The 24,813-nt window shown below is 72.1% G+C and carries 22 protein-coding genes and 1 pseudogene; 12 read left to right on the forward strand and 11 right to left on the reverse strand.

All coding sequences use genetic code 11. The features are described 5' to 3' along the window. Nucleotides 1-4 precede the first annotated feature (4 nt). From FHW73_RS09585 to FHW73_RS09605, 5 genes are all read right to left on the reverse strand, one after another. Nucleotides 5-457, reverse strand: coding sequence for a biopolymer transporter ExbD (locus tag FHW73_RS09585; protein ID WP_183426462.1), 453 nt, complete (start codon nucleotides 455-457; stop codon nucleotides 5-7). 3 nt (nucleotides 458-460) lie between these two features. Next, on the reverse strand, nucleotides 461-1,102 hold the full coding sequence (locus FHW73_RS09590; RefSeq protein ID WP_183426556.1) for a MotA/TolQ/ExbB proton channel family protein: 642 nt from the start codon (nucleotides 1,100-1,102) through the stop codon (nucleotides 461-463). Between the two features lie 59 nt (nucleotides 1,103-1,161). Next, nucleotides 1,162-3,486: a DNA internalization-related competence protein ComEC/Rec2 gene (locus FHW73_RS09595; RefSeq protein WP_183426557.1), complete on the reverse strand. Its 2,325-nt coding sequence runs from the start codon at nucleotides 3,484-3,486 to the stop codon at nucleotides 1,162-1,164. Between the two features lie 291 nt (nucleotides 3,487-3,777). Continuing rightward, nucleotides 3,778-4,521: a DUF4431 domain-containing protein gene (locus tag FHW73_RS09600; protein ID WP_183426463.1), complete on the reverse strand. Its 744-nt coding sequence runs from the start codon at nucleotides 4,519-4,521 to the stop codon at nucleotides 3,778-3,780. Between the two features lie 250 nt (nucleotides 4,522-4,771). After that, complete coding sequence (locus FHW73_RS09605) at nucleotides 4,772-6,370, reverse strand: TIGR02594 family protein (RefSeq protein WP_183426464.1); 1,599 nt, start codon at nucleotides 6,368-6,370, stop codon at nucleotides 4,772-4,774. A gap of 149 nt (nucleotides 6,371-6,519) precedes the next feature. Between FHW73_RS09605 and FHW73_RS09610 the strand changes: the two genes are divergently transcribed. Both FHW73_RS09610 and FHW73_RS09615 read left to right on the forward strand, forming a co-directional pair. Further along, nucleotides 6,520-7,026 (forward strand): DNA-deoxyinosine glycosylase, encoded by a 507-nt coding sequence (locus tag FHW73_RS09610; RefSeq protein WP_183426465.1) that lies wholly within the window; start codon nucleotides 6,520-6,522, stop codon nucleotides 7,024-7,026. 187 nt (nucleotides 7,027-7,213) lie between these two features. Next, entirely contained in the window at nucleotides 7,214-7,663 is a 450-nt protein-coding gene (locus tag FHW73_RS09615) for a hypothetical protein (protein WP_183426466.1), read from the forward strand. Between the two features lie 86 nt (nucleotides 7,664-7,749). Here FHW73_RS09615 and FHW73_RS09620 read toward each other — a convergent pair whose 3' ends face one another. The 3 genes from FHW73_RS09620 to FHW73_RS09630 form a co-directional block, all read right to left on the reverse strand. After that, the gene (locus FHW73_RS09620) at nucleotides 7,750-8,601 is read right to left on the reverse strand and encodes a pirin family protein (RefSeq protein WP_183426467.1); all 852 of its coding nucleotides are present in this window, start codon (nucleotides 8,599-8,601) and stop codon (nucleotides 7,750-7,752) included. 190 nt (nucleotides 8,602-8,791) lie between these two features. Further along, nucleotides 8,792-10,999 carry a bifunctional 23S rRNA (guanine(2069)-N(7))-methyltransferase RlmK/23S rRNA (guanine(2445)-N(2))-methyltransferase RlmL gene (rlmKL, locus tag FHW73_RS09625; RefSeq protein WP_183426468.1) on the reverse strand — a complete coding sequence of 736 codons (2,208 nt, stop codon included), beginning with the start codon at nucleotides 10,997-10,999 and terminating at the stop codon, nucleotides 8,792-8,794. Between the two features lie 338 nt (nucleotides 11,000-11,337). Next, entirely contained in the window at nucleotides 11,338-12,267 is a 930-nt protein-coding gene (locus tag FHW73_RS09630; protein WP_183426469.1) for an AraC family transcriptional regulator, read from the reverse strand. A gap of 91 nt (nucleotides 12,268-12,358) precedes the next feature. Here FHW73_RS09630 and FHW73_RS09635 point away from each other — a divergent pair, with 91 nt between their 5' ends. Then, nucleotides 12,359-13,189 carry an oxidoreductase gene (locus tag FHW73_RS09635; RefSeq protein ID WP_183426470.1) on the forward strand — a complete coding sequence of 277 codons (831 nt, stop codon included), beginning with the start codon at nucleotides 12,359-12,361 and terminating at the stop codon, nucleotides 13,187-13,189. 67 nt (nucleotides 13,190-13,256) lie between these two features. On the opposite strand, the gene FHW73_RS09640 is transcribed toward FHW73_RS09635, so the two are convergent. Then, entirely contained in the window at nucleotides 13,257-13,802 is a 546-nt protein-coding gene (locus tag FHW73_RS09640; protein WP_183426471.1) for a YqiA/YcfP family alpha/beta fold hydrolase, read from the reverse strand. Then, nucleotides 13,799-14,302, reverse strand: coding sequence for an MOSC domain-containing protein (locus tag FHW73_RS09645; RefSeq protein WP_183426472.1), 504 nt, complete (start codon nucleotides 14,300-14,302; stop codon nucleotides 13,799-13,801). Before FHW73_RS09645 ends, FHW73_RS09640 begins: the two co-directional genes overlap by 4 nt. Nucleotides 14,303-14,394: 92 nt before the next feature. On the opposite strand from FHW73_RS09645, the gene FHW73_RS09650 reads away from it, so the two are divergent. The 4 genes from FHW73_RS09650 to FHW73_RS09665 all read left to right on the forward strand — a co-directional run bounded on the left by FHW73_RS09650 (nucleotide 14,395) and on the right by FHW73_RS09665 (nucleotide 18,025). Then, the gene (locus tag FHW73_RS09650) at nucleotides 14,395-14,967 is read left to right on the forward strand and encodes an N-acetylmuramoyl-L-alanine amidase (protein ID WP_183426473.1); all 573 of its coding nucleotides are present in this window, start codon (nucleotides 14,395-14,397) and stop codon (nucleotides 14,965-14,967) included. Between the two features lie 76 nt (nucleotides 14,968-15,043). After that, nucleotides 15,044-15,925: an acyl-CoA thioesterase II gene (gene tesB, locus FHW73_RS09655; RefSeq protein ID WP_183426474.1), complete on the forward strand. Its 882-nt coding sequence runs from the start codon at nucleotides 15,044-15,046 to the stop codon at nucleotides 15,923-15,925. 1 nt (nucleotide 15,926) lies between these two features. Beyond that, complete coding sequence (locus FHW73_RS09660) at nucleotides 15,927-16,760, forward strand: hypothetical protein (protein ID WP_183426475.1); 834 nt, start codon at nucleotides 15,927-15,929, stop codon at nucleotides 16,758-16,760. A 116-nt stretch (nucleotides 16,761-16,876) separates the two neighbouring features. Further along, a complete protein-coding gene (locus tag FHW73_RS09665; RefSeq protein WP_183426476.1) occupies nucleotides 16,877-18,025 on the forward strand; it encodes an RNA polymerase sigma factor in 1,149 nt (382 codons plus the stop codon). A 130-nt stretch (nucleotides 18,026-18,155) separates the two neighbouring features. Here the strand turns inward: FHW73_RS09665 and FHW73_RS09670 are convergent, their stop codons facing one another. Beyond that, a complete protein-coding gene (locus FHW73_RS09670; protein WP_183426477.1) occupies nucleotides 18,156-18,818 on the reverse strand; it encodes an EF-hand domain-containing protein in 663 nt (220 codons plus the stop codon). A gap of 44 nt (nucleotides 18,819-18,862) precedes the next feature. On the opposite strand from FHW73_RS09670, the pseudogene FHW73_RS09675 reads away from it, so the two are divergent. From FHW73_RS09675 to FHW73_RS09695, 5 genes and pseudogenes are all read left to right on the forward strand, one after another. Beyond that, nucleotides 18,863-19,722 (forward strand): annotated as a pseudogene (locus tag FHW73_RS09675) (arginyltransferase). 8 nt (nucleotides 19,723-19,730) lie between these two features. Then, complete coding sequence (locus tag FHW73_RS09680; RefSeq protein ID WP_183426479.1) at nucleotides 19,731-20,963, forward strand: endonuclease/exonuclease/phosphatase family protein; 1,233 nt, start codon at nucleotides 19,731-19,733, stop codon at nucleotides 20,961-20,963. A gap of 141 nt (nucleotides 20,964-21,104) precedes the next feature. Beyond that, nucleotides 21,105-22,361 carry an HlyD family efflux transporter periplasmic adaptor subunit gene (locus FHW73_RS09685; RefSeq protein WP_183426480.1) on the forward strand — a complete coding sequence of 419 codons (1,257 nt, stop codon included), beginning with the start codon at nucleotides 21,105-21,107 and terminating at the stop codon, nucleotides 22,359-22,361. Next, nucleotides 22,361-24,469 carry a peptidase domain-containing ABC transporter gene (locus FHW73_RS09690; RefSeq protein WP_183426481.1) on the forward strand — a complete coding sequence of 703 codons (2,109 nt, stop codon included), beginning with the start codon at nucleotides 22,361-22,363 and terminating at the stop codon, nucleotides 24,467-24,469. Before FHW73_RS09685 ends, FHW73_RS09690 begins: the two co-directional genes overlap by 1 nt. A 134-nt stretch (nucleotides 24,470-24,603) precedes the next feature. After that, entirely contained in the window at nucleotides 24,604-24,762 is a 159-nt protein-coding gene (locus tag FHW73_RS09695) for a hypothetical protein (protein WP_183426482.1), read from the forward strand. Nucleotides 24,763-24,813: the final 51 nt, after the last annotated feature.

Here is a 24,813-nt window from a genome sequence, read left to right on the forward strand (position 1 = left end):
GAGGTCAACGTTCCTGTGAAGCGGGATCGCCCACGCGTCCGGCCGTCTGCGGCGCGGTTGCGTTGGCGATGCGGGTGAAGCCCAACTGGCCGAGCGCATCGTAGGCGGTGACAACCGCCTGCCAGGGGGTGCGGGCGTCGGCACGCAGCAGCACCACGCGCGCGCGGTCGTCGCCGGCGACCTCGACGATCGTGCGCTTGAGCGCATCGACATCGGTGCGCAGTGCCTCGCGGTCCTCGACGAAGTAGCGGCCGTCGGCGTTGATCAGCAGCGTCAGCGTATCGGCCTGGACATCGTTGCGCTCGCCCGTGGCCTGTGGCAACTCGAGCTTGAGCACCGAGCGCGCGTCGAACGTGGTGGTGATCACGAAGAAGATGATCAACACCAGGATCACGTCGATCAACGGCACGAGGTTGATCTCGGGCTCGTCGCGCGCACGCCGATCGCGGATGCGCATCGCTCAGCCCCGCCCCGGCGCGGCCGGCGGCGAGCGGCGCGCCGTGCGCGGGTCGATCGCGTCCATCAGCAGGATCGCCTCGTGCTCCATCGCCACGATGTAGCCATCGATCCGCGCGCGGAAATGCCGGTGGAACATCAGCGCCGGCACCGCGACGATCATGCCCGTCGCCGCGCACACCAGCGCCTTGCCGATCCCGCCGGCGAGCTGGTCGACATCGCCGATGCCATGGTCCATCACGCCCAGGAACATCTGGATCATGCCCACCACCGTGCCGAACAGTCCCAGCAGCGGCCCGGCCGCGGCGATCGTGCCCAGCGCATTGAGATGGCGTTCCATCGCGAACGCGACATGGCGGCCGACATCCTCGACGCGCTCGCGGATCTCCTCGCGCGGCCGGTCGCGGACATCGAGCGCCGCCGCCAGCAACGCACCCAGCGGCGCGGTCGCGCGCAGCGAGGCGATATGCGCCGGATCGAGTGCGCCGCGCGTGGCCCAGGCCCGGACCTCGTCGCCCAGGCCGGGCGGCAGCACCGCACGCCGACGCAGGGCCCAGAAGCGCTCGACGATGATCGCCAGCGCGAACGCCGACAGCAGCAGCAGCGGCATCATCGGCCAGCCGCCGGCCTTCACCAGTTCGAGCACGCAAACCCCTTCGGCCACGGGGCCGGTCCACTCGGGCGCCTAGGATAACGTAGCGCGACTCAGCCCCCGGCGGCGCGCTCGCTGCGGCGGGCAGCGTCCCACAGCCGCGGTGCACGCGCGCGCTCACCGGTCACCCGGATGCCCCCGGGCCCCAGGCGCACCCGCAGCGCGCCGGCCTCGGCCGTGCCCGGCGTGGCGGCGCCCTGCTGGGCCCAGCGCGCGAGCGCCTGGGCGTGCGGATGGCCGAACCGGTTGCCGTGGCCGGCCGACATCAGCGCATGCCGGGCGCCGGTCGCCGCGACGAACCCCGGATCCGAGGAGCCGGCGCTGCCGTGATGCGCAGCGACCACGACATCCGCCACCAGTGCCTCGGCGTCGCGGTGCACCAGGAGCCGCTCCACGACCGTGTCGATGTCGCCGGGCAGCAGCGCCGTGCCATGCGCGGTCTCCACGCGCAGCACGCAGCTGGACGGATTGCGGAACGGCGGGAAGTACAGGTCCGGATGCAGGAACCGGAACACGACGCCATCGGCGCGCCAGGCCGAGCCCATCAGGCACGGCGAAGCGCCGGGCACCCGGTCCCATTGCGGCGCGAACACCACCGGCGCGGCGAAGCGCCGCTGCACCGCGCCCAGGCCTCCGGCGTGGTCGGCATCGCCATGACTGACGACGATCGCATCGAGCCGGCGTACGCCCAGGGCGTGCAGTGCCGGCACCACGACCCGTTCGCCGGCGTCGTAGCCGTCGGGCATCGCCGGGCCGGTGTCGTAGAGGACCGTGTGGCCCGCGGTGCGGATCAGCACCGCCAGCCCCTGGCCGACATCGAGCACGACCAGCTCGGCTTCGCCCGGCCCGGGCAGGTCCCGGTCCGGCCATAGCAACGGCAGCCAGAGCAGCGCAGCGAGGCCTTTGCCCGGCACGCCGCGCGGCAGCAGCAGCCAGAACGCGGCCAGCAGCGCCAGCGGCAACGCGAGCCGATGCGGGGCCGGCAGCCACCACAACGCGAACGGCGCGGCCGCAAGCCAGTCGAACAGCCGCCAGCTCGGCGCGAACGCCCACGCCGCCAGCCGCCAGGCCCAGTCCCCGGCGCCGGCATGCAGCGCTTCCAGGCCGGTGCCAAGCACCGACAACGGCACCACGACCAGGCTCCACCACGGAATCGCGACCAGATTGGCCAACGGGCCGGCCAGTGACGCCTGGCCGAACAAGGTCACGGTCAGCGGCAGCAGACCCAGCGTCGCCACCCATTGCGAGGCCAGTAGCCCGCGCGTCGCCGACAGCGCGCGGGCGTCGGGCAGGCACCAGACCAGCCAGGCGACGCCGGCAAAGCTCAGCCAGAAGCCGGCTGAGAGCACCGCCATCGGGTCGACCAGCACCACGGCGATCGCGGCGTAGGCGAGCGCATCGGCGATGCGCAGCCGGCGGCGCACCAAGCGGTCGACCACCACCACTGCGATCATCAGCACCGTGCGCACGGTCGGCAGTTCCCAGCCGGCCGCGGCGGCGTAGACGCTGGCAGCCCCCAGCGCGACCACTGCGGTCGCCTGCGGCCGGGGCAGCACGCGGCCCAGCGATGGCAGACACCACCACACCGCCGCCGCCAGCAGCGCGAACGCGCCGCCGACCATCCCGACGTGGAAGCCCGAGATCGCGATCAGGTGGGTCAGGCCGGTGGCGCGCAGCGCTTCCCAGTCGAGCTCACCGAGGCCGCGCGTATCGCCCACCGCCAGCGCCCGGACGAACCGCGCGGCGTCCCCGCCGACCACCCGCTCGATCCGTTCGGCGGTGCGATGGCGCCAGCGGTCGATGCCGCCGGCCGCCTCGAGCCGCGTCATCGGCTCACCGGTGCGCAGATAGCCCACAGCGGCCACACGCCGGGCCATTGCGTGTTTCTCGCTGTCGATCCAGCCAGGATTGCGGAGGCCACGCGGCGCGCGGACGCGTGCGGTGAAGTGCCAGCGGTCGCCGGGCTCGAGCGCCAGCCGCCGCGGGTCCGGAGCCGCGTCGCGGGCATCGAACCACGACAGCCGCAGCAACCGGCCGCGCAATGCCGCAGGCCCGACATCAGCATCGACCCGGAATTCGAACCAGGTCCGCTGCGCCTCGTGCACGGGCAGGCCGACGAGGCGTCCGGACACGACGACATCGCTGCGCCCCATCGTGGCCGGCCACTGCAGCGACAGCGCATGCGCCGCATGCAATCCGCACAGCGCGAGGCCGAAAATGCCCGCACCTGCCACACGCAGCCCCACGCGCCCCAAACCCCAGGCGCCCGCCGCCAGCACAAGCGCGAGCCCCAGCGCCCACGCCGGCAGCAGCGCCGGCAACGCGAGGCAGGCGGTCGCGCCGAGCACCAATGCCGCGCCGGTCGCGGTGCCGAACATCACGACAGGCGGACGTATCGGCCCGACCTCAGTCCGGCCCGATCTGCCGCACCTGCGCCCGCCATTGATGTTGTCGGCGCCGCCACCCCGCCCGGCGATCGCACCCTCGCCCTGTTCCATCCGCGCGTCCTGCACTGGCCTGCCGACAGCCTGCCGCGCGGCGCGGCCTTGCGCCGTCCGGCGACTGCGCGGCCGCGGGTCGGGAATCGCCGCATCCGATCCCGTGCGCCATGGCGTCCGCACCGACCGCCGCCCCACCGGGGCGATGGCGCCCGGCCCCGCTCCGCGACGCTACTGCCGGTAGTACGCCGTCCAGCGCCAGCAGCCGGACTCGCGCGCGAATTCCAACGCGCCGATGCGCGCCTGGTCGTCGACGCCCGGCGCGATCCGCCAGTCCGGTGCTGCGCTGTCGGGCGAGGCCGCGTAGTCGGCCAGCGGACGCCAGTCCCGTGGCAGGCCCGCATCGGCGTCGAGCCAGGCCGGGCACGCCGCCAGCAGCGCGGCGCGGTCGAGGGTCTGGACCGGATCGTCGTCCAACAGGCCCGGCGCGGCCAGTGGCAGCCGGGCGTGGGCGACCAGGGCGGCACAGTCGCGCCGCGCGAGCGCATCGCGAAATGCCGGCCACGCCGCGCCAAAATCGCCGGCCAGGCAGGACGCGGCGTCATCGTTGGCGCGCGTGCAGGCGTCCGAGGGCGCACTGTCGGCGACCTGGATCAGCACCTCGGTGTAGTGATGGCCGGTCTCGGCGGGAAACAACGTGCCGCGCACACGCCGACATCCCGGCGCGAGTCCGCTGGCGCCGCTGCCGGCGAGCTGCAACGCGTCCACCCGCCGCGTCGTGGCGCCGTCCTCGACCTCGATCGGCGCGTCCAACTGCAGCACAGGTACCCGCACCACCGGATCGTCCGGCGATTCCCCGAAGCCCGGCGGGCCACGTTCCTCGCGCATCGCCACCCGGCCGATGACCACCGAGACCTCGGGCTCGAGGCGATAGCGCGCGGGCTCCGCAGGTGCAGGCGCGGGCGCGGCATCCACCGCGGCCCCAGTCCCGGCGTCGCCCCCGGACGGCGCAGGCGGTGCCTGCGTCGGCGCCCCCGGCGGCTGCCCGCAGGCCACGAGTCCGGCCAGGGCCAACATCCAGGCGAATCTGCAGTCGCGCACGGCCATACGGCGGGCTCCGAACAGGGCGATGGCCCAGCCTAGAGCCCGGCGCGTGGCGGCGCCAGCTCCCGGCCGCGGTGCGCCACACGCACCGGCCGGGCTGCCGGCCACGCATGCTGCGCCGTCATGGCGTGCGGGTCACGTGGCCTTCCTGCCAGCCCTCGACCACCTGGATCGCGCCGACCACGCGCGAGAGCTCGGCGGCCGACAGACTGGCGATGCTGCGGCCGCTGTCGAGCCCGGTCAGCCGTTCGATGGTCCGTTGGTAGGCGTTGGTGTCGTTCTCCACCGGCGGCGCGTAGCGGTGGATCGCATCGTTGATGCTCAGGTTGCGATAGCTCGGCCCCTGCAACAGCGCGCCGATGGCGCGTTCGCCGGTGGCGCGGTCGGGGAATACCGCAAAGCCGCCCGGCCCGGTGCCGAGCGCGCCATGGGCATTGGCGAAGTCGCCGGCGCGGATGTTGCCGGGATTGTGGTTGCGCCAGGCCAGCGTGCCGCCGCTGCGGGTCTCGACCGCGCCGTCGGCATGGGTGATGACGGTATCGCGGCCCTGCGCACGGGCGCTCGCGCCGCCCTCGCCCACCGTCGCCGTCGCATCCGGTCCGGACGCGGTGGAGGTGGAGGGGGTGGACACCGCGCCGCTGGGCACCCGGACGAACTGCCCGGGATGGATGAGGTCCGGGTTCGCCGCCAGGTGCGGATTGGCCTGCAGCAGCGCCGGCAGGCCGACGCCATGCCGCCCGGCGATGCCTGACAGGGTGTCGCCGTCGCGCACGGTCACCGTGGTGCTCGCCCCTGCCGGCAGTGCAACCGTGTCGCCCGGATGGATCCGGTCGGGCGCGGCGACGAAGCGCGGATTGGCCGCCAGCAGTGCATCGAGCCCGACGTCGTGACGGCGCGCGATGCCTGACAGGGTATCGCCAGCGACCACCGTGACCTGGCCGCCACGCGGGGCCGGCGATGGGTTGGGCGCAGGCCCTGTCGGGTCCGGCGTCGGCGACGGCGCGGCCGGCGCCCCGCTGGGACGCCGGATCGCGATCGCATTGCCCAGGTCATACGGGGCCACGTTGACCGCATTGCTCTGGTTGCCGCCGAGCAGATGCACGGTGTTGCCCTCGACCCGGTCGACGAAGCCGACATGGTTCGGGAACACGACCACGTCACCGCGCTGGATGTCGGCGCGCGGCACCGCCTCGCCCCAGTTCGCCCACTCGCGCGCGCGGTAGGCCTCGTTGGCGATCGGATGGCCTGCCTCCTTCATGACGAAGGCGACGAACGAGCCGCACCAGGCGTTGTCGCGGCCGCTGTCGTCCTTGCCCCAGAAGCCGGACGCGGCGTGGTACTCCATGATCCGCGGGTTCGCGCGCGTGCCCGAGACCTCGGCCTGCCCCAGTTCGCGCTCGGCGATGGCCATCCAGCCGGCACCGCCGTCGTTGGCCGCGGGCAGCTGCGCACGGATGCTCGGGTGCACGCTCGACAACGGCTCGGAGTTGGCATGCGCCGCCGGCGCCGCGGTCCCGGCGACCGGCTCGGGAATCGACAGCGTCTGGCCGCCGGCGATCCGGTCCGGATCGCGGACCTGGGGATTGGCGGCCAGCAGCGCGTCGAGGCTGACACCGTGCTGCTGCGCGATCGCCGACAGCGTATCGCCGGGACGCACAGCGTAGTCGCTGCCGGCACTGGGGGACACGTGGCTGGAGAGCGATGAGACGGCGTTGACCATGGCGGCAGACTCGCGACGGGATAGCGCCACCCTCGGCGACCGGCCCGGTCAGGGCAATCCGGGGCCGACCCCAGCCCGGGTCGACCCCAGGTGCGCAGGCGTCATCGCCGGCATGGCAGCATGCGGGCCCCCGCCCCACGTCCGCCCCGATGCCAGACCCGGTCCTGCGCAGCTTCGCCCCCGTCGTCGGCCCCGGCGCGCGCGTGCTGGTGCTCGGCAGCATGCCGGGCGTGGCCTCGCTCGATGCGGGCCGCTACTACGCGCATCCGCGCAACCTGTTCTGGCCGATCATGGGCGCGCTGTTCGACGCCGGGCCCGAACTGCCCTATGCGCAGCGGCTGGCGCGTCTGCAACGGGCCGGGATCGCCTTGTGGGACGTCGCTGGCGAATGCGTGCGTCCCGGCAGTCTGGATGCCCGGATCGAGGCCGGCAGTGTCGTCGCCAACGACATCGCCGGTCTGCTGGCGGCCCATCCGGGCATCGACCGCATCCGCTTCAACGGCAGCGCTGCGCAGACCCTGTTCCGCCGGCACGTGCTGCCGGTGTTGCCGCGCGTCCCGGACCTGGCGCGGCTCCCCTCGACGAGCCCGGCGCATGCGGTGCTGCGGTTCGACGACAAGCTCGCCGCCTGGCGCGCTGGCCTGTGCAACCAATGACGGGCAATCGACGGCGCAAGCCTGTCGCCAACGCGCGATCTTGAGCGCCACAATGCGGACCGTCGCAAAGACGCGCAGGTCTCCGATCTGCGGATGCGCCGCAATCCGACGCGCGTTCTCTTCGTTTCCGATACTCGCCCGCCGGCCCCTGCGCTATGGTCTGCCCAGGTCATACAGGGAGCCGATGATGCATCGCATCCGAACGCTGACGTTGCTTGGCGCATTGTGCTGCGGCACTGCCGCCGCGCAGGCCGAGAGCGCCAGTGCCTGCCCGCAGTTGCCGGTCATCGCCAACGTGCAGTGGAGCGTGCAGGAGAGCGAGGATTTCGTGTTCTGCCGCGCGATCGAGTTCGACACTCAACGCCAGCCGTTCGCGGTCGCGATCGGGCGCACGCCGACGTTCCAGCCGCGCCGGGGCGAGCGGATCGGCCATCCGGTCCGCATCGACGGGCTCTCGGCATGGTGGCATGCGCCGCAGAACGACCTGACCAGTGCCATCGTGCGCGAGACGCTGCTGGAACTGGCCTCGGGCCACTACGCCCACATCATCGTGCGCGCCGACGACCCGGCGCAGCTGGCGCGCACGTTGCGCCAGGTCGAGCAACTGGAATTCGCCGACGTCCGCCTGGGCAACTGAGGCGGACGTGCGCGGGGCCGGCTCTAGACCGGTCTTTTCTAGAACCGGTCTTTTCTAGAACCGGTCTTTTCTAGAACCGGTCTTATCTAGAACCGGCCTTCCTGGAAATCCACGAACGCCTGCATCAGTTCTTCGCGGGTGTTCATGACGAACGGGCCATGACGGGCCACCGGCTCGCGCAGTGGACGCCCGCCGACGACGATCAGCTTCGCGCCTTGTTCGCCGGCATGCAGTTGCAACCGCGCGCCGCCGCCGAGCACGCCAAGTTCCTGCGCCGCGAGCGGGCGCGTCTCCTCGCCCTCGCCCACTGTCGTCTGACCTTCGTAGACGTAAGCGAAGACGTTGTGGCCGTCGGGCAGGTCGAACGCCCACGCGCTGCCCGGCGCCAGTGCGATGTCCAGATACAGCGGCTCGGTCGCCGGTTGCGCGATCGGACCGGCGGTGCCGTCCACGCTGCCGGCGATGAGCTTGACCGTCACGCCCGGCGCGGGCTCGACCACCGGCAACCGGTCGGGCGCAAACTCCTGGTAGCGCGGCGCGGTCATTTTTTCGCGCGCGGGCAGGTTCACCCACAGTTGGAAGCCGCGCATCCGTCCGGCCTGCTGCTCGGGCATTTCCGAATGCACCAGGCCGCGCCCGGCGGTCATCCACTGCACGCTGCCGGGGACCAGCAGGCCCTCGTTGCCGTGGTTGTCACGATGGCGCATGCGCCCGTCGAGCATATAGGTCACGGTCTCGAAGCCGCGATGCGGATGGTCGGGAAAACCGGCCAGGTAGTCCTCGGCGCGGTCGGTGCCGAACTCGTCGAGCATCAGGAACGGATCGAGATCGGGCAACTGCGGCGTGCCGATGACGCGGGTGAGCTTGACGCCGGCGCCGTCGCTGGCGGGCATGCCGCGCACGGTGCGCACGACGCGGGCGGTCTGGGAGGCGGTCATCGGGGAACTCCGAACAGGGTCTGAGCGCACACGATGCGGGTGCGGCGGGCCGATTCCACCGGCGTGGATGGAACGCAAGGTTTCCGCCGGTACCAGGCGCAGCGCGTCGCCTCGCGTCATGCCGGGCCAGGTCGGTCCCCCGGCCCACATCGCGGGCGCGCGACCGGGCCCGAGCGGGGGCCCGGCTGCGTCAGCGCGCGGTCAAGCGCCAGGCGCGGTGGATGCGCGGGTTGCGCTCGAAATCGGGCGCGATCGTCGCCGGTGTGATGTCCTCGCAGTGCGCGAACGCGGCCACCGCCTCGGTGTCGAGCCGGAATCGACGGAAATTGTTGGAGAAATACAGCGCGCCGCCGGGCGCCAGCCGGGCAACGGCCGCGCGCAGCAGGCGCACGTGCTCGCGCTGGATGTCGAAATCCTTGGCCCGCGCCGAATTGGAGAACGTCGGCGGGTCGCAGAAGATCAGGTCGTACTGCGCGGTCTCGGCTTCCAGCCACTGCAGCGCGTCGGCCTGCACCAGCCGATGCCGGGCGCCGCCCATGCCGTTGGCGGCGAGATTGTCCGCGCACCACTGCAGGTAGGTCGCCGACAGGTCGACGGTCGTGGTCGTCCGTGCGCCGCCGGCCGCGGCATGCACGGTCGCAGCCCCGGTGTAGCCGAACAGGTTGAGAAAGCGTGTGTCTGCCGCTTCTTCCGCGATGCGCAGGCGCATCGGGCGATGGTCGAGGAACAGGCCGGTGTCGAGATAGTCGAACAGGTTCACGCGCAGGCGCACCTGGCCCTCGTCGACCAGCATGAACGCATGGCGCGCGTCGAGCCGGCCGTACTTGCTGCCGCCCTTGCCGCGGCTGCGGGTCTTGATCGCGATGCGCTCGCGCGGAATGCGGAACACCTCGCGGGCCGCACTCAGCACGTCGCCGAAGCGTCGCCGGGTCGTGGCCTCGGGAATCTCGGCCGGCGCGGCGTACTCCTGGAGATGCAGCCACAGCGGCGCGCCATCGGCGGTCGGGTCGGATTCGGACTGGATGTAGACGTCGATCGCGGCCGCGTACTCGGGCAGGTCGGCGTCATAGACGCGGTAGCAGGTCACGCCTTCGCGCTCGCGCCAGGCCTTGAACCTGCGCAGGTTCTTGCGCAGGCGGTTGGCGACCATCGTCGCGCCATCACTCAGCGTCTGCGGGGCGTCGTCGACCTCGCGCTGCGGCGGACGCACCGGATCGCAGACGATCAGGCTGCACTCGAGCGCACCATTGAAGACCTGGTACTTCTTCTTCGCGCGCAGGCCGGTCGCGTGCGCGAGTTCGGCATCGCCGCACAGCAGGCTCGCACGCCAGTCCGGCACCGCGCGCGCCAGCGCATTGCCGAGGCTGCGGTAGAGCGCGGCATCGGCGGCCAGGCGGGCGTCATAGGGCGGATTGCAGACCACCAGGCCGCGCGGCGCGGCGTCGTTCGGTGCGGCGCCGTCGGACAGCGCGGACGACGGTGGCGCCTGCAGGGCGACGACGTCGCCGACCTGCCAGTCGATCGCGTCGCGCAGCCCGGCCGCGGTGGCGTTCTCGCGTGCGGCATGCACCGCGTGTGGGTCGAGATCGCGGCCGAAGAACGCGGTGCGCAGGTGCTCGCGGCCGCTGCGCTCGCGCGCCAGGGCCTCGTCGCACAGGGTTCGCCAATAGGCGGCATCGAAGCCGTGCCAGCGACTCGGCGTCCGGCCGGTGGTCGCCGCGCCGCCGTCGCGGGCCAGGCCCGGCGCGACATCGGCGGCCATCAACGCCCCTTCGATCAGCAGCGTGCCGCTGCCGCACATCGGATCGAGCAACGCGCCACCCGCGGCGTACAGCGCCGGCCAGCCGCCGCGCATCAGCACCGCTGCGGCGAGGTTTTCCTTCAGCGGCGCATCGCCCTGGGCGCGGCGCCAGCCGCGGCGGTGCAACGGCCCGCCCCCCAGGTCCACCGAGAGCAATGCGCGCCCCTTGCGCACCACCAGGCTCAGGCGCAGGTCCGGCGCCTCGACATCGACATCCGGGCGCGCGCCGGTGGCCTCGCGCAGGGTGTCGACGATCGCATCCTTAACCCGTTGCGCGGCGTAGCGCGCGTGGGTGATCGCGCTGCCGGAGACGTGGGCATCGATCGCCAACGTCATCGACGGATCCAGATGGGCCGCCCAGTCGACCGCGCGCGCGCCGGCGTACAGCGCGTCCTCGTGTTCGCAGGCGTAATCGGCGATCGGCCACAGCACCCGGCTGGCGAGCCGCGACCACAGCACCGCGCGCTGCGCGTCCTGCAGCGTGCCTTCGGCATTGACGCCGGCGACGGTGGCCGTGGCCTGGGCCGCGCCCAGCGCGAGCACCTCATCGACGAGCAGATATTCCAGGCCCTTGGCGCAGGAGACGAAGAATTTCACGGGCAGGCGGACCACTCAAGGGAAGGAAAGACGCGGCGCACGCCGCGCGCGTTGCGCATCGCCAGCGCTCGCACCGGATCTGGGCGGCACGGTTGCGGCCACCGATCGGAACGGCGCGCAACGCACGGCACGAAGATGGCGCGCAAAATACCACAGGGCCCTGTGCCCCCCTTCCGCGGGGCAGCGCGACGTGTTGCTGCCCCCCGCGGCACCGCACGGGGCGGCGGCCGCACTGCGACGTGGCCGCCTGGCCACCCAGCGCCTTCATGGCGCAGGGACACGAGCGCGTCCCGGCGTGACGCACTCGCCGATCGCGACGGTGGCGCCCGCGTCGCCGCTCAGTGCGAGGCGACGAATCCACCGCTGGGCACGGCCGGCGGCACGGCGAAATCGGCGCGCATGCGCGCGACCTCCGCCCGCGGCGGCCGGCCGAACAGCCGTTTGAACTCGCGGTTGAACTGCGACGCGCTCTCGTACCCCACCGCATGACAGGCGGCCGTGGCGGTCATCCCGTCGCGCGCCATCAGCACCCGCGCCTGGTGCAGGCGGATCGACTTCAGATACTGCATCGGCGCGACCTGGGTCACGGCCTTGAAATGGGCGTGGAACGACGGCGTGCTCATGCCGGCCGCCTGCGCCAATTGCGCGACATCGAGCCGTCGGGCGTGATCGCGATGGATCCGCTGCAGCGCCCGGCCGATGCGGCCGAACGGACCCTGCTGGGCCAGCGCCGCGCGCAGCGTCTGCCCTTGCGGTCCGGTCAGCACGCGGAAGTACAGCTCGCGTACGAGCGCACGGCCGAGGATCGCCACGTCCAGCGGCTGGCTCAGCACCTGCAACAGGCGCTGCACGGTCTGGCGCAGCGTGTCGTCCATCGGGCTGGACACCAGGCTTTTGGGCGCCTGCGCGGGGGGCACGCCGCCGGCGTGCTCGATCTCGAGCATCAAGCCCGCCGCGAGCGGCACGTCCAGATGCAGATACAGCGCCAGCAATGGCCGCTCCGCGCTGCCCTCGGACTGCATGGTGAACGGCACCGGCACCGAGACCGCGAGGTAATGCTGCTCGTCGTAGACGAACACCGCATCGCCGAAGTACCCCCGCTTGGCGCCCTGGCACACGAAGACGATGCCGGGGTCGTAGAGCACCGGCGTGAGCGTCAGCGGCCGGTCCGAGCGCAGCACCCGCACGTCCGGCAAGGCGGTCAGGTTGTAGCCCTCGCGCGGCGCCAGCGCGCGCAGCAATGCAATGGAATCGAGTGCGGAATTCATAGGAATAGGCAAGCAAAACAGACGTTTCGGCGTCGTGGCTGCATGGCGCCCATAGCATCCTACATCCACACCTCGAACCCCGGAGCATGCCGTGGCACAGTCGAAAACCCTGCTCATCACTGGCGTCAGCAGTGGCTTCGGCCGTGCGCTCGCCCAGGCGGCCCTGGCCGCCGGCCATCGCGTCGTCGGCACGGTGCGCAGCCCGCAGGCGCAGCAGGCGTTCGAGGCGCTGGGTGCCGGTGCGGTAGGCCGGGTCCTGGATGTGACCGACTTCGACGCCATCCCCGGCGTCGTCGATGCGATCAAGGCCGACATCGGGCCGCTGGACGTGCTGGTCAACAACGCCGGCTACGGCCATGAGGGCGTGCTGGAGGAATCCCCACTGGACGAGCTGCGCCGGCAGTTCGACGTCAACGTGTTCGGCGCGGTCGCGATGATCAAGGCCGTGCTGCCCGGGATGCGCCGGCGGCGGCGCGGGCACATCGTCAACATCACCTCGATGGGCGGCTTCATCACGATGCCCGGCATCGCCTACTACTGCGGCAGCAAGTTCGCGCTGGAAGGCATGTCCGAGACCCTGGGCAAGGAAGTCGCGCCGCTGGGCATCCACGTCACCGCGGTGGCACCCGGCGCGTTCCGCACCGATTGGGCGGGCCGTTCGATGGTCCGCACCCCGCGCAGCATCGCCGACTACGACGCGCTGTTCGACCCGATCCGCGAGGCGCGCCAGTCCAGGAGCGGCCACCAACCGGGCGACCCGGCCAAGGCCGCACGCGCCATCCTGACCCTGCTCGACGCGCCACATCCACCGGCGCACCTGCTGCTGGGCAGCGATGCGCTCGAGCTGGTGCGCGGAAAACTCGCCGCCCTGGAGGCCGAACTCGCCACCTGGGAAGCGGTGACCCGATCGACGGACGGCTAGGGGCGCGCCTGGTTGTCGCCGCCGCGGCCTCAGTCAGGCCTTGTGCGCGCGTTCTGCGGGTGCCGCCCTACAGTCGCACCAGCAGTTCGGCAAAGGCCTGCGCCGAGGCGGCGACATGCGCGCCCAGGCGGTGGTCGTCGTCGACCAGCAGCAGCCGGCCGCGCCGCGCGCGGGTCCACTCGACGACATCGGCGGCCGGGATCAGTTCGTCGTGCCAGCCGTGGATCACCGACAGCGGGACCTCGGCGGCCTGCAATGGATGCGCGGCATCGAGCCGGACCGGCGGCGCCATCAGAAACAGCGCCGCGACCGGCACCCGTTGCGAGACATGTCCGGCGATCCACGCACCCAGGCTCGAGCCGGCCAGCACCACCGGGCCGCGCGCAGCCGCAGCCGTCGCGGCCTGCATCAAGCGCTCGATGCGCGCACCGACATCGCCCAGCGGGCTCACCTCGCGCCGCGCATCCAGGTCGGTGTAGTCCGGGCGCTCGTGGGTCCAGCCCAGCGCCTCGGCCGCCTGCGCCAGCGCGGTCACCTTGGTCGCGTCCGGACCGCTCTCGAAGCCGTGCGAGAGGATGCAATGGCCTCGCAATGGCGCGCGCCGCGCACTCATGCGGCCACCTCCCAATGCACGGCGTCGCCGACGCGCAGCGTGCCGCCCTGCACGATCCGCGCGCACAGCCCGCCCATACCGCGCATCGCGTTGTAACCGCCCGCGCCCAGCACGGTCTCCATGCGCGAACACGGATCGCAGGGATCGGTGCCTTCGAACACAACCTCGCCGATGCGGAAACGCTGGCCCTTGAACGCGATCAACGGAATGCCCGAGATCACCAGATTGCGGCGCAAGGTCGCCGGCGCGACCGCGTCCCGGCCGCTGAACGCGGCGATCGCCGGCAGGTGCTCGGCCTGGATCAGGGTCGCGCCACGCTTGCCGCTGCCACCGGCGTAGCGGTCGCCGGCCAGCCCTGCGCCGGTGTGCGCCTGCGCGGTCTCCACGACCGTCATCGGGACATCGCGCGCCGGACGCAGGCCGATCCAGTCGAGCCGGCCGGTGCGGGGAAACTGCGTCATCAAGGCGTGCAGCGGGGAATCGGGCGGCGGAAGTCTCATCCGGTCAATGGTAGCCCGAACCCCCTTGCACACGCGCACGTGCCTGCGCCGGCGCGCGGTCGTGCTGCGCGATCCGGGCTACCATCCGCGCCATGTCCGCCGCCGCGCCCCTTCCGACCCTCGTGCAGCAGCCGCTGCCCTACGTGGACCGGCTCACGCGGCGCGCGCGTGCCGACATCACGCTGGTGGTGATCCACTGCACCGAACTGCCGGACCTGGCGACGGCACGGACCTACGGCGAGCGCGTGCTCTACGCCGCCGGCACCGGCAACAGCGGGCATTGGTACATCGACCGCGACGGCACGATCGTCGAATACGTGCCTGCCGAGCATGTCGCCCACCATGTGCGCGGCCGCAACGCCGAATCGGTGGGCATCGAACTGGTCAACCGCGGGCGTTTCCCGCACTGGCTCGACTCGCGCCACCAGGCGATGGACGAGCCCTACCCCGATGCGCAGATCGAGGCGCTGATCGTGCTGCTGCGGCAGTTGTGCGACACGCTGCCGTCGCTGCGCGCAATCGCCGGCCATGAGGACCTCGATCTCGAGCAGGTCCCGGCCAGCGACGATCCGCAACTGCGCGTGCCGCGCAAGCGCGACCCTGGCCCACGCTTCCCCTGGGACACGGTACTGGCGCAGGTGCCATTGCGCCGCATCGTCGCCTGAACGTCGCGATCGGGGCCGGGCGCCGGGCGCCCCCTATAATCGTCCGCCCGGTGCTGCCCGCCACGACTCTGCCGCGATGACCCCGCCCGTTTCGGAACTGATCGACCTGCTTTCGCTCGAGCGCCTCGAGGACAATCTGTTCCGCGGCCAGAGCCGCGACATCGGCACCAAGTACGTGTTCGGCGGCCAGGTGCTCGGCCAGGCACTGTCGGCTGCGCAGGCGACGATGACCGCACCGCGCCCGGCGCATTCGCTGCATGCCTACTTCCTGCGCGCCGGCGACGTCGATGCGCCGATCGTCTACGACGTCGACCGCACCCGCGACGGCGGCAGCTTCTCGGTGCGCCGTGTCACCGCGATCCAGCACGGCAAGGTGATCTTCTTCTGCGCGGCCTCGTTCCAGGAGGCCGAAGCCGGCGCCACGCACCAGCTGACGATGCCCGAGGTGCCCGCGCCCGAGGACATCGCGCCGCAGGACCCGCTGCCGGCCGAGGTGCTGGCCCGGTTGCCGGTCAAGGTGCAGCGCTGGCTCGACCGCAGCGGCCCGTTCGAGTTCCGCCACGTGTATCCGCGCGACGAACTGCAGCCGCCCAAGCGCCCGCCGTTCCAGCAGGTGTGGTTCCGGCTGTCGGAGCGCGTCGGCGACGCGCCGTCGCTGCACCGCGCGCTGCTCGCCTACGCCTCCGATTTCCACCTGCTCGGCACTGCGACCTTCCCGCACGGCATCAGCTACTACCAGCCGAATGTGCAGATGGCCTCGCTCGACCACGCGCTGTGGTTCCATCGTCCGTTCCGGGTCGACGACTGGCTGCTGTACTCGCTCGACAGCCCGAGCGCGCAGGATGCGCGCGGCCTGGCCCGCGGCCAGATCTTCGACCGCACCGGGCGCCTGGTCGCCAGCAGCGCGCAGGAAGGCATGATCCGCGTGCGCCCCGACACCCCGCCGGCGGCCGACTGACATGCGCCAGGTCTTCTCCAGCGCGCGTCTGGAAAACGTCGAGCGCGTCGCCGACATGCTGCGCGCCGAAGGCATCGAGGTGCAGATCAGCAACGGCCGCTCCTACAAGGGCAACCGGCGCGGCACCTTCAGCTATCGCGACCAGGCCGCCGGCCCCCGGCCCGCGGTCTGGGTGACGCGCTCGGAGGACCAGCCGCGCGCACGCGCGCTGCTGCGCGACACCGGCCTGCTGCAGACCCAGCCCTCGACGCGCAGCTACCTGGCGCAGGGCGAGCTGACGTTCGCGGCCGACAATGCGCCGCCACCGCGCCGGGGCCTGAGCCGGGCGGCGAAGATCCGCTATGCCCTGCTGGGCGGTGCGGTCGTGGTGATCGGGCTGTCCTGGTGGTCGCGGCCCTCGCCCGACGCGCCGACCCCGACGCCCGACATCGCGCCGCCCGCCGCGCAGGGACCGTCGCTGGACATGCTGCCGCAGACAGTCGAGGCCGGGGTCCACCGCATCCCGGTGCCGCAGGCGCTGGCCGGCACCCTGCTCGCCGATGCGCTGCGCGCGCAATCGGGACCGGTCTGCGTGGCCGTCGACGGCGACACCCCGACCGCCCCGCTGCTGGCCGAGCTCGAAGCCGGCTATGCGCAGGTGCTGCCGGCCTCGGCCTGCACCGGCGGCGACGGCCAGGCCGCGTGGCTGGAGATCCACAACTACCGCACCGACGGCTCGGGCCGGGGCACGGTCGAGTTGTCGAACGGCGGCAGCGACCCCGCCCAGGGCGTGATCACGCGTACCTTCGATGTCCAGCGACAGGGCCGCGACTGGCGCTTCGCGCCGGCGAAGTAGCGCAAGCCTCACCGCCAGTCGCTGCCCGCGGCCGCGTGGATGCGGCATGATCGGCCGGCCGGTCACATCCGGCCGCCCGGATGCGTCCTGGGTGGACCCTCAGCTGGAAACGACCGATGTCCGCGATTGCCGCCGACCCGAGCCTCGAAGACCGGATCCACCTGGAGCTGCCGGCCGCGCGCGATGGCGACCAGGCCGCATACGGGCGCATCGTGCGGCTGAGCCAGAACGCGACGACCGCGATCGCGCTGGCGATCACCCGCGATGTGCAGGCCAGCCAGGACATCGCCCAGGAGGCCTATCTCAAGGCCTGGCAGCAGCTCGGACGGCTGCAGAACCCGACCAGCTTCCTGCCGTGGCTGCGCCAGATCACCCGCAATCTCGCGCGCGACCATCTGCGCGCGCGCCGCGACCGGCTGGTCGCCGGTGAGGTCGCAGACCTCGCGATCGCGCAGGCCGCCGATCCCGATAGCTGTCCGATGCAGCGGATCATCGACGACGAGAGCGGGCGCGTGGCCGCCGACCTGATCTCCGAGCTGCCCGACGACAGCCGCGAAGTGTTGTTGCTGTACTACCGCGAGGGCGGCAATTCCCGGCAAGTCGCCGCGCTGCTCGGCCTGTCGGACGCGGCCGTGCGCAAACGCCTGTCGCGGGCGCGGCGCAGCCTGCGCGAAGACCTGATCGCGCGCTTCCGCGATTTCGCCGAAGGCTCCGCGCCCGGCACCGCGTTCACCGTGCTGGTCGTGGCCGGACTGGGCAGCTTCACCAAGCCGGCGCTGGCGGCGGGGGCAGCCGGCGGCACGATCGGCAGCGGCGTCGCCGGCAAGGCACTGTTCGGTTCGGCCGGTGCCGCCGGCGCCAGCCTGGTGTTCGGCGCGCTGACCTGGTGGCTGTGCCGCAAGCTGCTGCTGCAGTACACCGACACCGACGACGAGCGGCGTGCGCTGCTGCGCTTCTACGATCGCTGGATGCTGGCCTCGGTGATCGGTGGTGCCTTCGTGGGCCTGGCGTATGCGGTCTCAGGCAACAGCTACACCGCGTTCTGCATCGCGACCGTGACCTTGCTGGTCGCGATCACGTTGCCAGCGTTGACCCGGTTGCCGCGGCTGATGAATCCCCTGCTCGCCCGCGATGCCGCGCGCGACCCGGCCGGGGCGCGGCGACGCGCACGGATCTATGAGCTGACCTTCGGCCGCACCGGCATGCTGCTGGGCAATCTGATGGTGATCGGCATGCTGGTGATCATCGGCCTGCGCGGGCATTGATCGCAGCGGTCGTACCTGGCGGCCACGTCCGATCGCGCCCCTCTGAACCGCGCATGCCCGACGCACGCGCGCCCGACATACAACGCCGAAAGGCGCCGCCTGATGCGACGCCTCCGGCCCGATCCTCGACTCAGCGCTGCGGCCGGGCGGCCCGCAGTTCCTCGCGGCTGAGCGTGCCGTCGCGGTTCTCGTCGAACCAGGCGAAGCGCTCGGCCAGCCGCGGCATCGCCTCATCGACCTCGACCCGGCTCAGTCGGCCGTCGCCGTTGAGGTCGGCAGCGCGGAACATCGCGTCGAAGCGACGCTCGCCCTCGGTGCGACGTTCGGCCCGCTTGGCGTCATGCCACCGCCGCAGCTCGCTCCGGGTCAAATAGCCATCGCCATCGCGGTCGATCGACGCGAAGTCGGCGACCAGATCGAAGCCGCGCCCGCCACGCGCATGCGCGCCGTGCGGGCCGCCATGCGGCTTGCGTGCGCCGCGGTCGACCGGCCGCGCCGCATCGCCCTCGCGCGCTGCATGCGCGGCCAATCGGGCCTCGCGTCGTGCCTGCCAGGCCTGCTGCCCCGCCTCGGCCTCGGCCCGGCTGATGCGGCCATCGCCATCGGTGTCCAGGCGCGCCAACGCGTCGATCGGATCGCGGGGCAGCCCAGGGCGGCCGTGGCCGCGATGTGCCTGCGCCTCGGCCCCGGTCGGCGCGGCGCCTTCGGCGACGGCCGGCGAACGGGCCGACGCGGTGCCGGCAGCGAGAGTCAGTGCGGCGAGCAGCGCCGCAGAGAGCAGGGTCTTGTGCATGTGGGGTTCCCGTTGTGGACGGCACGGCGCCGCCCTGTGCATCGATCAACGCGCCCGCCGCGTCTGACGTTGACGCCGTCCCGGGCCGGTTCAGCCGGCAGACGGCGGCCGCCGTCGCATCCGTTGCGACGACCGGCGCTATCCTGACCCGATGCCGTCACCGCCCCGCCCCAGCCACCAGGATGCCGCGGTCGCGGACGAACTGCGCCTGTTCCACAGCGGCGCCCACGCCTGCGGTTACTGGCCCGAGCGCGTGGCCCGCGATCTCGTGCTCGATCCCGAGGATCCCCGCCTCGCGCTGGCCTATCCGCAGGCGCTGCGCTGGGGCTTCCGCCGATCCGGCGACCTGCTCTACCGGCCGCACTGCACGGCATGCCGGGCCTGCGTCGCGGTGCGCATTCCGGTCGCCGCCTTCGTGCCCAATCGCAGCCAGCGCCGGACCCTGGCGCGCAACGCCGACATCGCAGCGCGCATCCTGCCGGCCGGGCGCAACGACGAGCGCCTGGCGCTGTACCGGCGCTACCTGCGCGCGCGTCACGTCGACGGCGGCATGGACGACCATGGCGCGGCGGAGTTCGACCAGTTCCTGATCGGGCGCTGGAACGATGGCCGCCTGCTGGAACTGCGGCTGCACGGCCGGCTGGTCGCGGTCGCGGTCACCGACCTGGCCGACGATGCGCTCTCGGCGGTCTACACGTTCTTCGACCCCGACGCATCAACACGCGGCCTGGGCACACTGGCGATCCTGCAGCAGATCGCCTGGGCCCGCCGCGAGGGACGCGCGTATCTGTATCTTGGCTATTGGATCGAAGGACACCGCAAGATGGACTACAAACGCAATTTCCAACCGCTCGAAGGCTTCGATGGACGCCAGTGGCGTCCGATGACGGCGTGGGCGCGATGAGGCGCGGCATGCTCTGGCTGCTGCTCGTCGTCGCCGCGCTGGGGCTGGCCGCCTGCGTCCGGGTCCATGTGCACGGCGATCGCCCGACCACGGCCTCGCCGCCGGCGCCTGCGCCCGCCGCCGGCGCGCTGCGCATCGCCACCTACAACACCTCGCTCAACAGCGACGAACCCGGTGGCCTGCTGCAGCGTCTGCAGGGCGACGACGCGGGTGCGCGCAAGGTCGCCGCTGTGCTGCAACGGGTGCGTCCGGACATCGTGCTGCTCAACGAGTTCGACTACGTCGCCGACGGCAGTGCGGCCACGCTGTTCCAGACCCGCTGGCTCGAGCGCGCGCAGCCCGGTGGCGGTGCGCCGCTGCACTATCCTTACCGCTACCTGGCGCCGGTCAACACCGGCGTGCAGAGCGGGCTGGACCTCGACGGCAACGGCACGGTCGGCGGCGAGGGCCGCGACCGTGGTAACGACGCCTGGGGCTACGGCCTGCATCCGGGCCAGTACGGCATGCTGCTGCTCTCGCGTTACCCCATCGACGCCGAGGCCGCGCGCACGTTCCAGTGGCTCAAGTGGAGCGCGATGCCCGATGCGCAGCGCCCGCACGACCCGGCGACCGGCGCCCCGTTCCATCCCGACGTGGTGTGGGCGCAGTTGCGGCTGTCGTCCAAGTCGCACTGGGACGTGCCGGTACGCACGCCCGCCGGCGTGCTGCACGTGCTCGCCTCCCATCCCACGCCGCCCGCGTTCGACGGACCGGAGAAGCGCAACGTCGCGCGCAACCACGACGAGATCCGCGTCTGGCACGACTATCTGTCGCCGGGCGCGCATGACTGGCTATGCGACGACGCCGGGCGCTGCGGCGGGTTGGCCGCCGACGCCCGGTTCGTGATCCTGGGCGATCTCAACAACGATCCGGTCGACGGCGCCGGCGCGCACGAGGCGATCGTCGGCCTGCTGGAACACCCGCGTGTGTTGAGGATGGCCACGCCGCGCAGCGAAGGTGCGGTCGAGGCGGCGGCGCGCGATGGCGGGGCCAATCTCGAGCACCGCGGCGCGGCCGCCCACGACACCGGCAGCTTCGGTCCGCGGGTCGGCAATCTGCGACTCGACTACGTGCTGCCGTCGGTCGGCCACGTGCCGGTCGCCAGCGGGGTGTTCTGGCCGCCCAGCGACGCGCCGCATGCCGAGATCGTCGATGGCACCGACCATCGGCTGGTCTGGGTGGACGTGGCCGAGGGCGGCTGACGCGTTGCGTCCTGGCATGGCGCCATCCGGCGATCGGCGCAGGACGGCTGCCGCGCCCCTGCTGGCGATCGGCGCGCGGCCCGTGCACCATCGGGGAATGCCGCCCACCGTACCGCCCCGCCAGCACGAGTCCTGCGCCCGATGAGCGAGGGGCTGTTCCGCGACGAAGTGCTGCGTGCGCGCCGCGAGGCGTGGCTGGGCACCGTTTCCCTGCCGGTGCCGCGCCGCGGCTGGCTGCTCGCCGCACTCGGCGGCGCCGCGTTGCTGGCGATTGCCGCGACCCTGGCGTTCGGCAGCCTGCACCGGACCGTGCGCGCTTCGGGCACGCTGCAACCCGCCGAGGGCCTGCAGCGCGTGCAGGCGCCCGAGGCCGGCGTCGTCGTCCGCGTCCACGTGGCCGACGGCGCGACCGTCGCAGCCGGCGATCCCTTGCTCGACATCGCGGTCGATCGCGACCTCGCCGATGGCGGCGCGCCCCTGTCGGCGCGGGTGGCCGAGGGCCTGGAGGCCGAGCGCACGCGCCTGCGTGCGGCGCTGCAGGCCTTCGACATCGCCCAGCCGGCCCGCGAGGCCGACCTGCAGGCGCGGCTGGCGACGCTGGTCGACGAGGTCGGCTCGGCGCGCGACGAGATCGCGCTGCGCGAGCGCCAGGCCGCCAATGCCGAAGACGTGTTCGCCCGGCTGCAGCCGCTGCGCGAGGCGCGCATCGTCAGCGAGGTCCAGGTCCAGCAGTACGAGAACCAGGCCCTGGACGCGCGCGCCGCGCTTGGCGCCGCCCGGCGTGCGGGTCTGGAGGCCGAGCGCCGGCTCGCCGATGGACGCCGCAGCCTGCGCGAGCAGGCCTTGGCCCGGGCCACCGAGCGCGGCACCCTGGTCCAGGCGTTGGCCGACCTGGACCGCGGCGATGCCGAGAACCGCGCGCGCGGCACGATCCGGCTGCGCGCCCAGCGTCCGGGCGTGGTCAGCACCTCGGGGCTGTCGACCGGCAGTCCGGTCGCCGCTGGCGAGCCCTTGCTGACGATCGTGCCCAGTGATGCGCGCTTCGTCGCCGAGTTGTGGGTCCCCGCGCAGGCGGTGGCGCATCTGGCACCGGGACAGCGCGTGGAGATGCGCTACGACGCCTTCCCGCACCGCCGCTACGGCCAACAGCCCGGCGAGGTGGTCAGCGTGGCGCGCGCCGCGCAGCCCGCGCCGGCGCATGCGCGCACCGGCGCCGATCCCGGCGTGCCGCTGTATCGCGTACTGGTGCGGCCCGACCGCCAGGACGTGCCGGGCGCCGACGCCGCGCTGCGCACCGACATCGGCGTCGATGCCGACCTGATCCTCGAACGCCAGCGGCTGTACCAACGCCTGTTCGGCGATCGCTTCGCCCGCCCCACCGTCGCCCGAGCCGACTGATGCCCCTGTCTTCCCGTCGACGCGTGCCGGTCGTGCAGCAGAACGAGATCGCCGAATGCGGGCTGGCCTGTCTGGCGATGGTCGCGGTGCATCACGGCCACGATCTCGACCTGGCGGCGATGCGCCGGCGGTTCCCGATTCCGATCCAGGGCGCGAGCCTGTCGCGGCTGATGGCGATCGCCCGCGAACTCGGTCTCGAAGCGCGCCCGTTGCGCACCGAACCCGAGCACCTGCACACGCTCCAGGCGCCGTGCGTGCTGCATTGGGACCTCAACCATTTCGTCGTGCTCGTGCGCGTGTCGCGCGGGCAGGCGCTGATCCACGACCCGGCACGCGGCGCGGTGACAATGCCGCTGGCCGAGCTCGGCCGGCATTTCACCGGCGTGGCGTTGGAACTCACGCCGGCCGCCGATTTCGCCCCGATTTCCGACCGCACCCGCGTGCCGCTGCGCGCGCTGTTCGGTCGGATCTCCGGCATCGGCCCGGCGGCCACGCAGATCCTGCTGCTGGCGCTGTCGCTGGAGCTGTTCACGCTGCTGCTGCCGCTCGCGCTGCAATGGACGATCGATGGCGTGCTGGTCACCGCCGACACCAGCCTGCTGACGCTGATCGGGCTGGGCTTCATCGGCGTGGTCGCGTTCCAGGCGACGATCGCGGCGGTGCGCGGCTGGCTGGTGGCCGACCTGGGCGCCTCGCTCAATGCGCAGTGGATCGGCAACCTGTTCGCGCACCTGCTGCGGCTGCCGCTGGACTACTTCGAAAAGCGCAGCGTCGGCGGCGTGCTGTCGCGCTTTTTGTCGGTGCAGTCGGTCCAGCAGACGCTGACCGGCAGCTTCGTCGAGGCAGTGCTCGACGGGCTGACCGTGCTGCTGGTGTTCGCGCTGCTGCTGTTCTACAGCGGGCCGTTGACCGCGCTGGTGCTGCTGGCCTTCGCGCTGTATGCGCTGCTGCGCTGGCTCGCCTACCGCCACCTGCGCGACCTCAAGGAGACCCAGCTGGTGCACCTGGGGCGGCAGCAGAGCCAGATGATCGAGTCGATCGGCGGTATCCAGACCATCAAGCTTGCAGGCCTGGAAGCCGCCCGCCTGGCGCGGCTGCGCAACGCGACGCTGGAGGTCGCCTCGCGCGAGGCCGCGATCGCGCGCACCACCGCGACCTTCGGCGCGCTCTCCAAGCTGATCTTCGGCCTGATGCGCGTGGGCCTGATCTGGCTGGGTGCGCTGCTGGTGCTCGACGGTCGGTTCACCGCGGGCATGATGGTGGTGTTCGTCACCTACGCCGATCTGCTGGCGATGCGCGGCGGCGCGCTGGTCGACAAGCTGGTCGAGTTCCGCCTGCTGGGCATGCACGGCGAGCGCATCGCCGATGTCGCGCTGGCCGCGCCCGAGGCCGATGTCGAAGCCGTGCACTCCGGCCCCGATCCCGCGCCCGAGCTCATGATCGAGGGCGTGTCGTTCCGCTACGACGAGAGCGGCCCCTGGGTGCTGCGCGACTGCTCGCTGCGGGTCAGAGCCGGTGAATCGGTGGCGATCACCGGCGCCTCGGGCTCGGGCAAGACCACGCTTGCCAAACTGATCCTGGGGCTGCTGGCGCCCAGTGAGGGCCGCATCCTGATCGACGGCGTCGACATCCGGCACCTGGGCCTGGCGCGCTATCGCGCCCGCTTTGGCGTGGTGATGCAGGACGACGTGCTGTTCGCCGGTTCGATCGCCGACAACATCAGCGTGTTCGATCCCGATGCCACGCTGGACCGGATCGAAGCGGCCGCCCGGATCGCACAGATCCACGACGACATCGCCGCGATGCCGATGGGCTACGAGTCGCTGGTCGGCGACATGGGCTCGGCGTTGTCGGGCGGCCAGAAGCAGCGCGTGATCATCGCCCGCGCGGTGTACCGCCAGCCCGATCTGCTGCTGCTCGACGAGGCCACCAGTCACCTCGACGTGCCGCGCGAGCGCGCCGTCAATGCGCTGATCGCCGACCTGCGCGCGACCCGCATCATCATCGCGCACCGCACCGAGACCGTGCGCAGTGCCGATCGCGTCGTGCGGCTGGTGAATGGGCGCGTCGCCGAAGACGACGGTACGCACGACACGAACGGCGCCTGACCGCGCGCATCGAAAGTTCGGAAACACGACGCAGGTCCGGAATCCGGGGTTCCGCATCGTGCCTGTGGGCGACTAGCATCGAAGACGCCGGATCCGGACCGGCCCCTTTCAATCCGGAAGCCACTGGAGGAAACATGAGCCATCAAGACGCGCAGCATGTCCGCCCCATCGCACGCCTCGCCGCCCGCGAGTTGACCGAAGACGAGGTCGCCGCTGTCGCCGGCGGCAAGCCCGACCACACGCATGCCACCGGCCCCAACGGCGACGATCCGGGCGATCCGGGCGTCGTCTGATCCGCTGCGATCCCGACGCGGCCGGCCGTCCCCCGACGGCCGGCCGCATTG

This window comes from Luteimonas sp. RC10 (assembly GCF_014192745.1).
GTDB lineage: Bacteria > Pseudomonadota > Gammaproteobacteria > Xanthomonadales > Xanthomonadaceae > Luteimonas.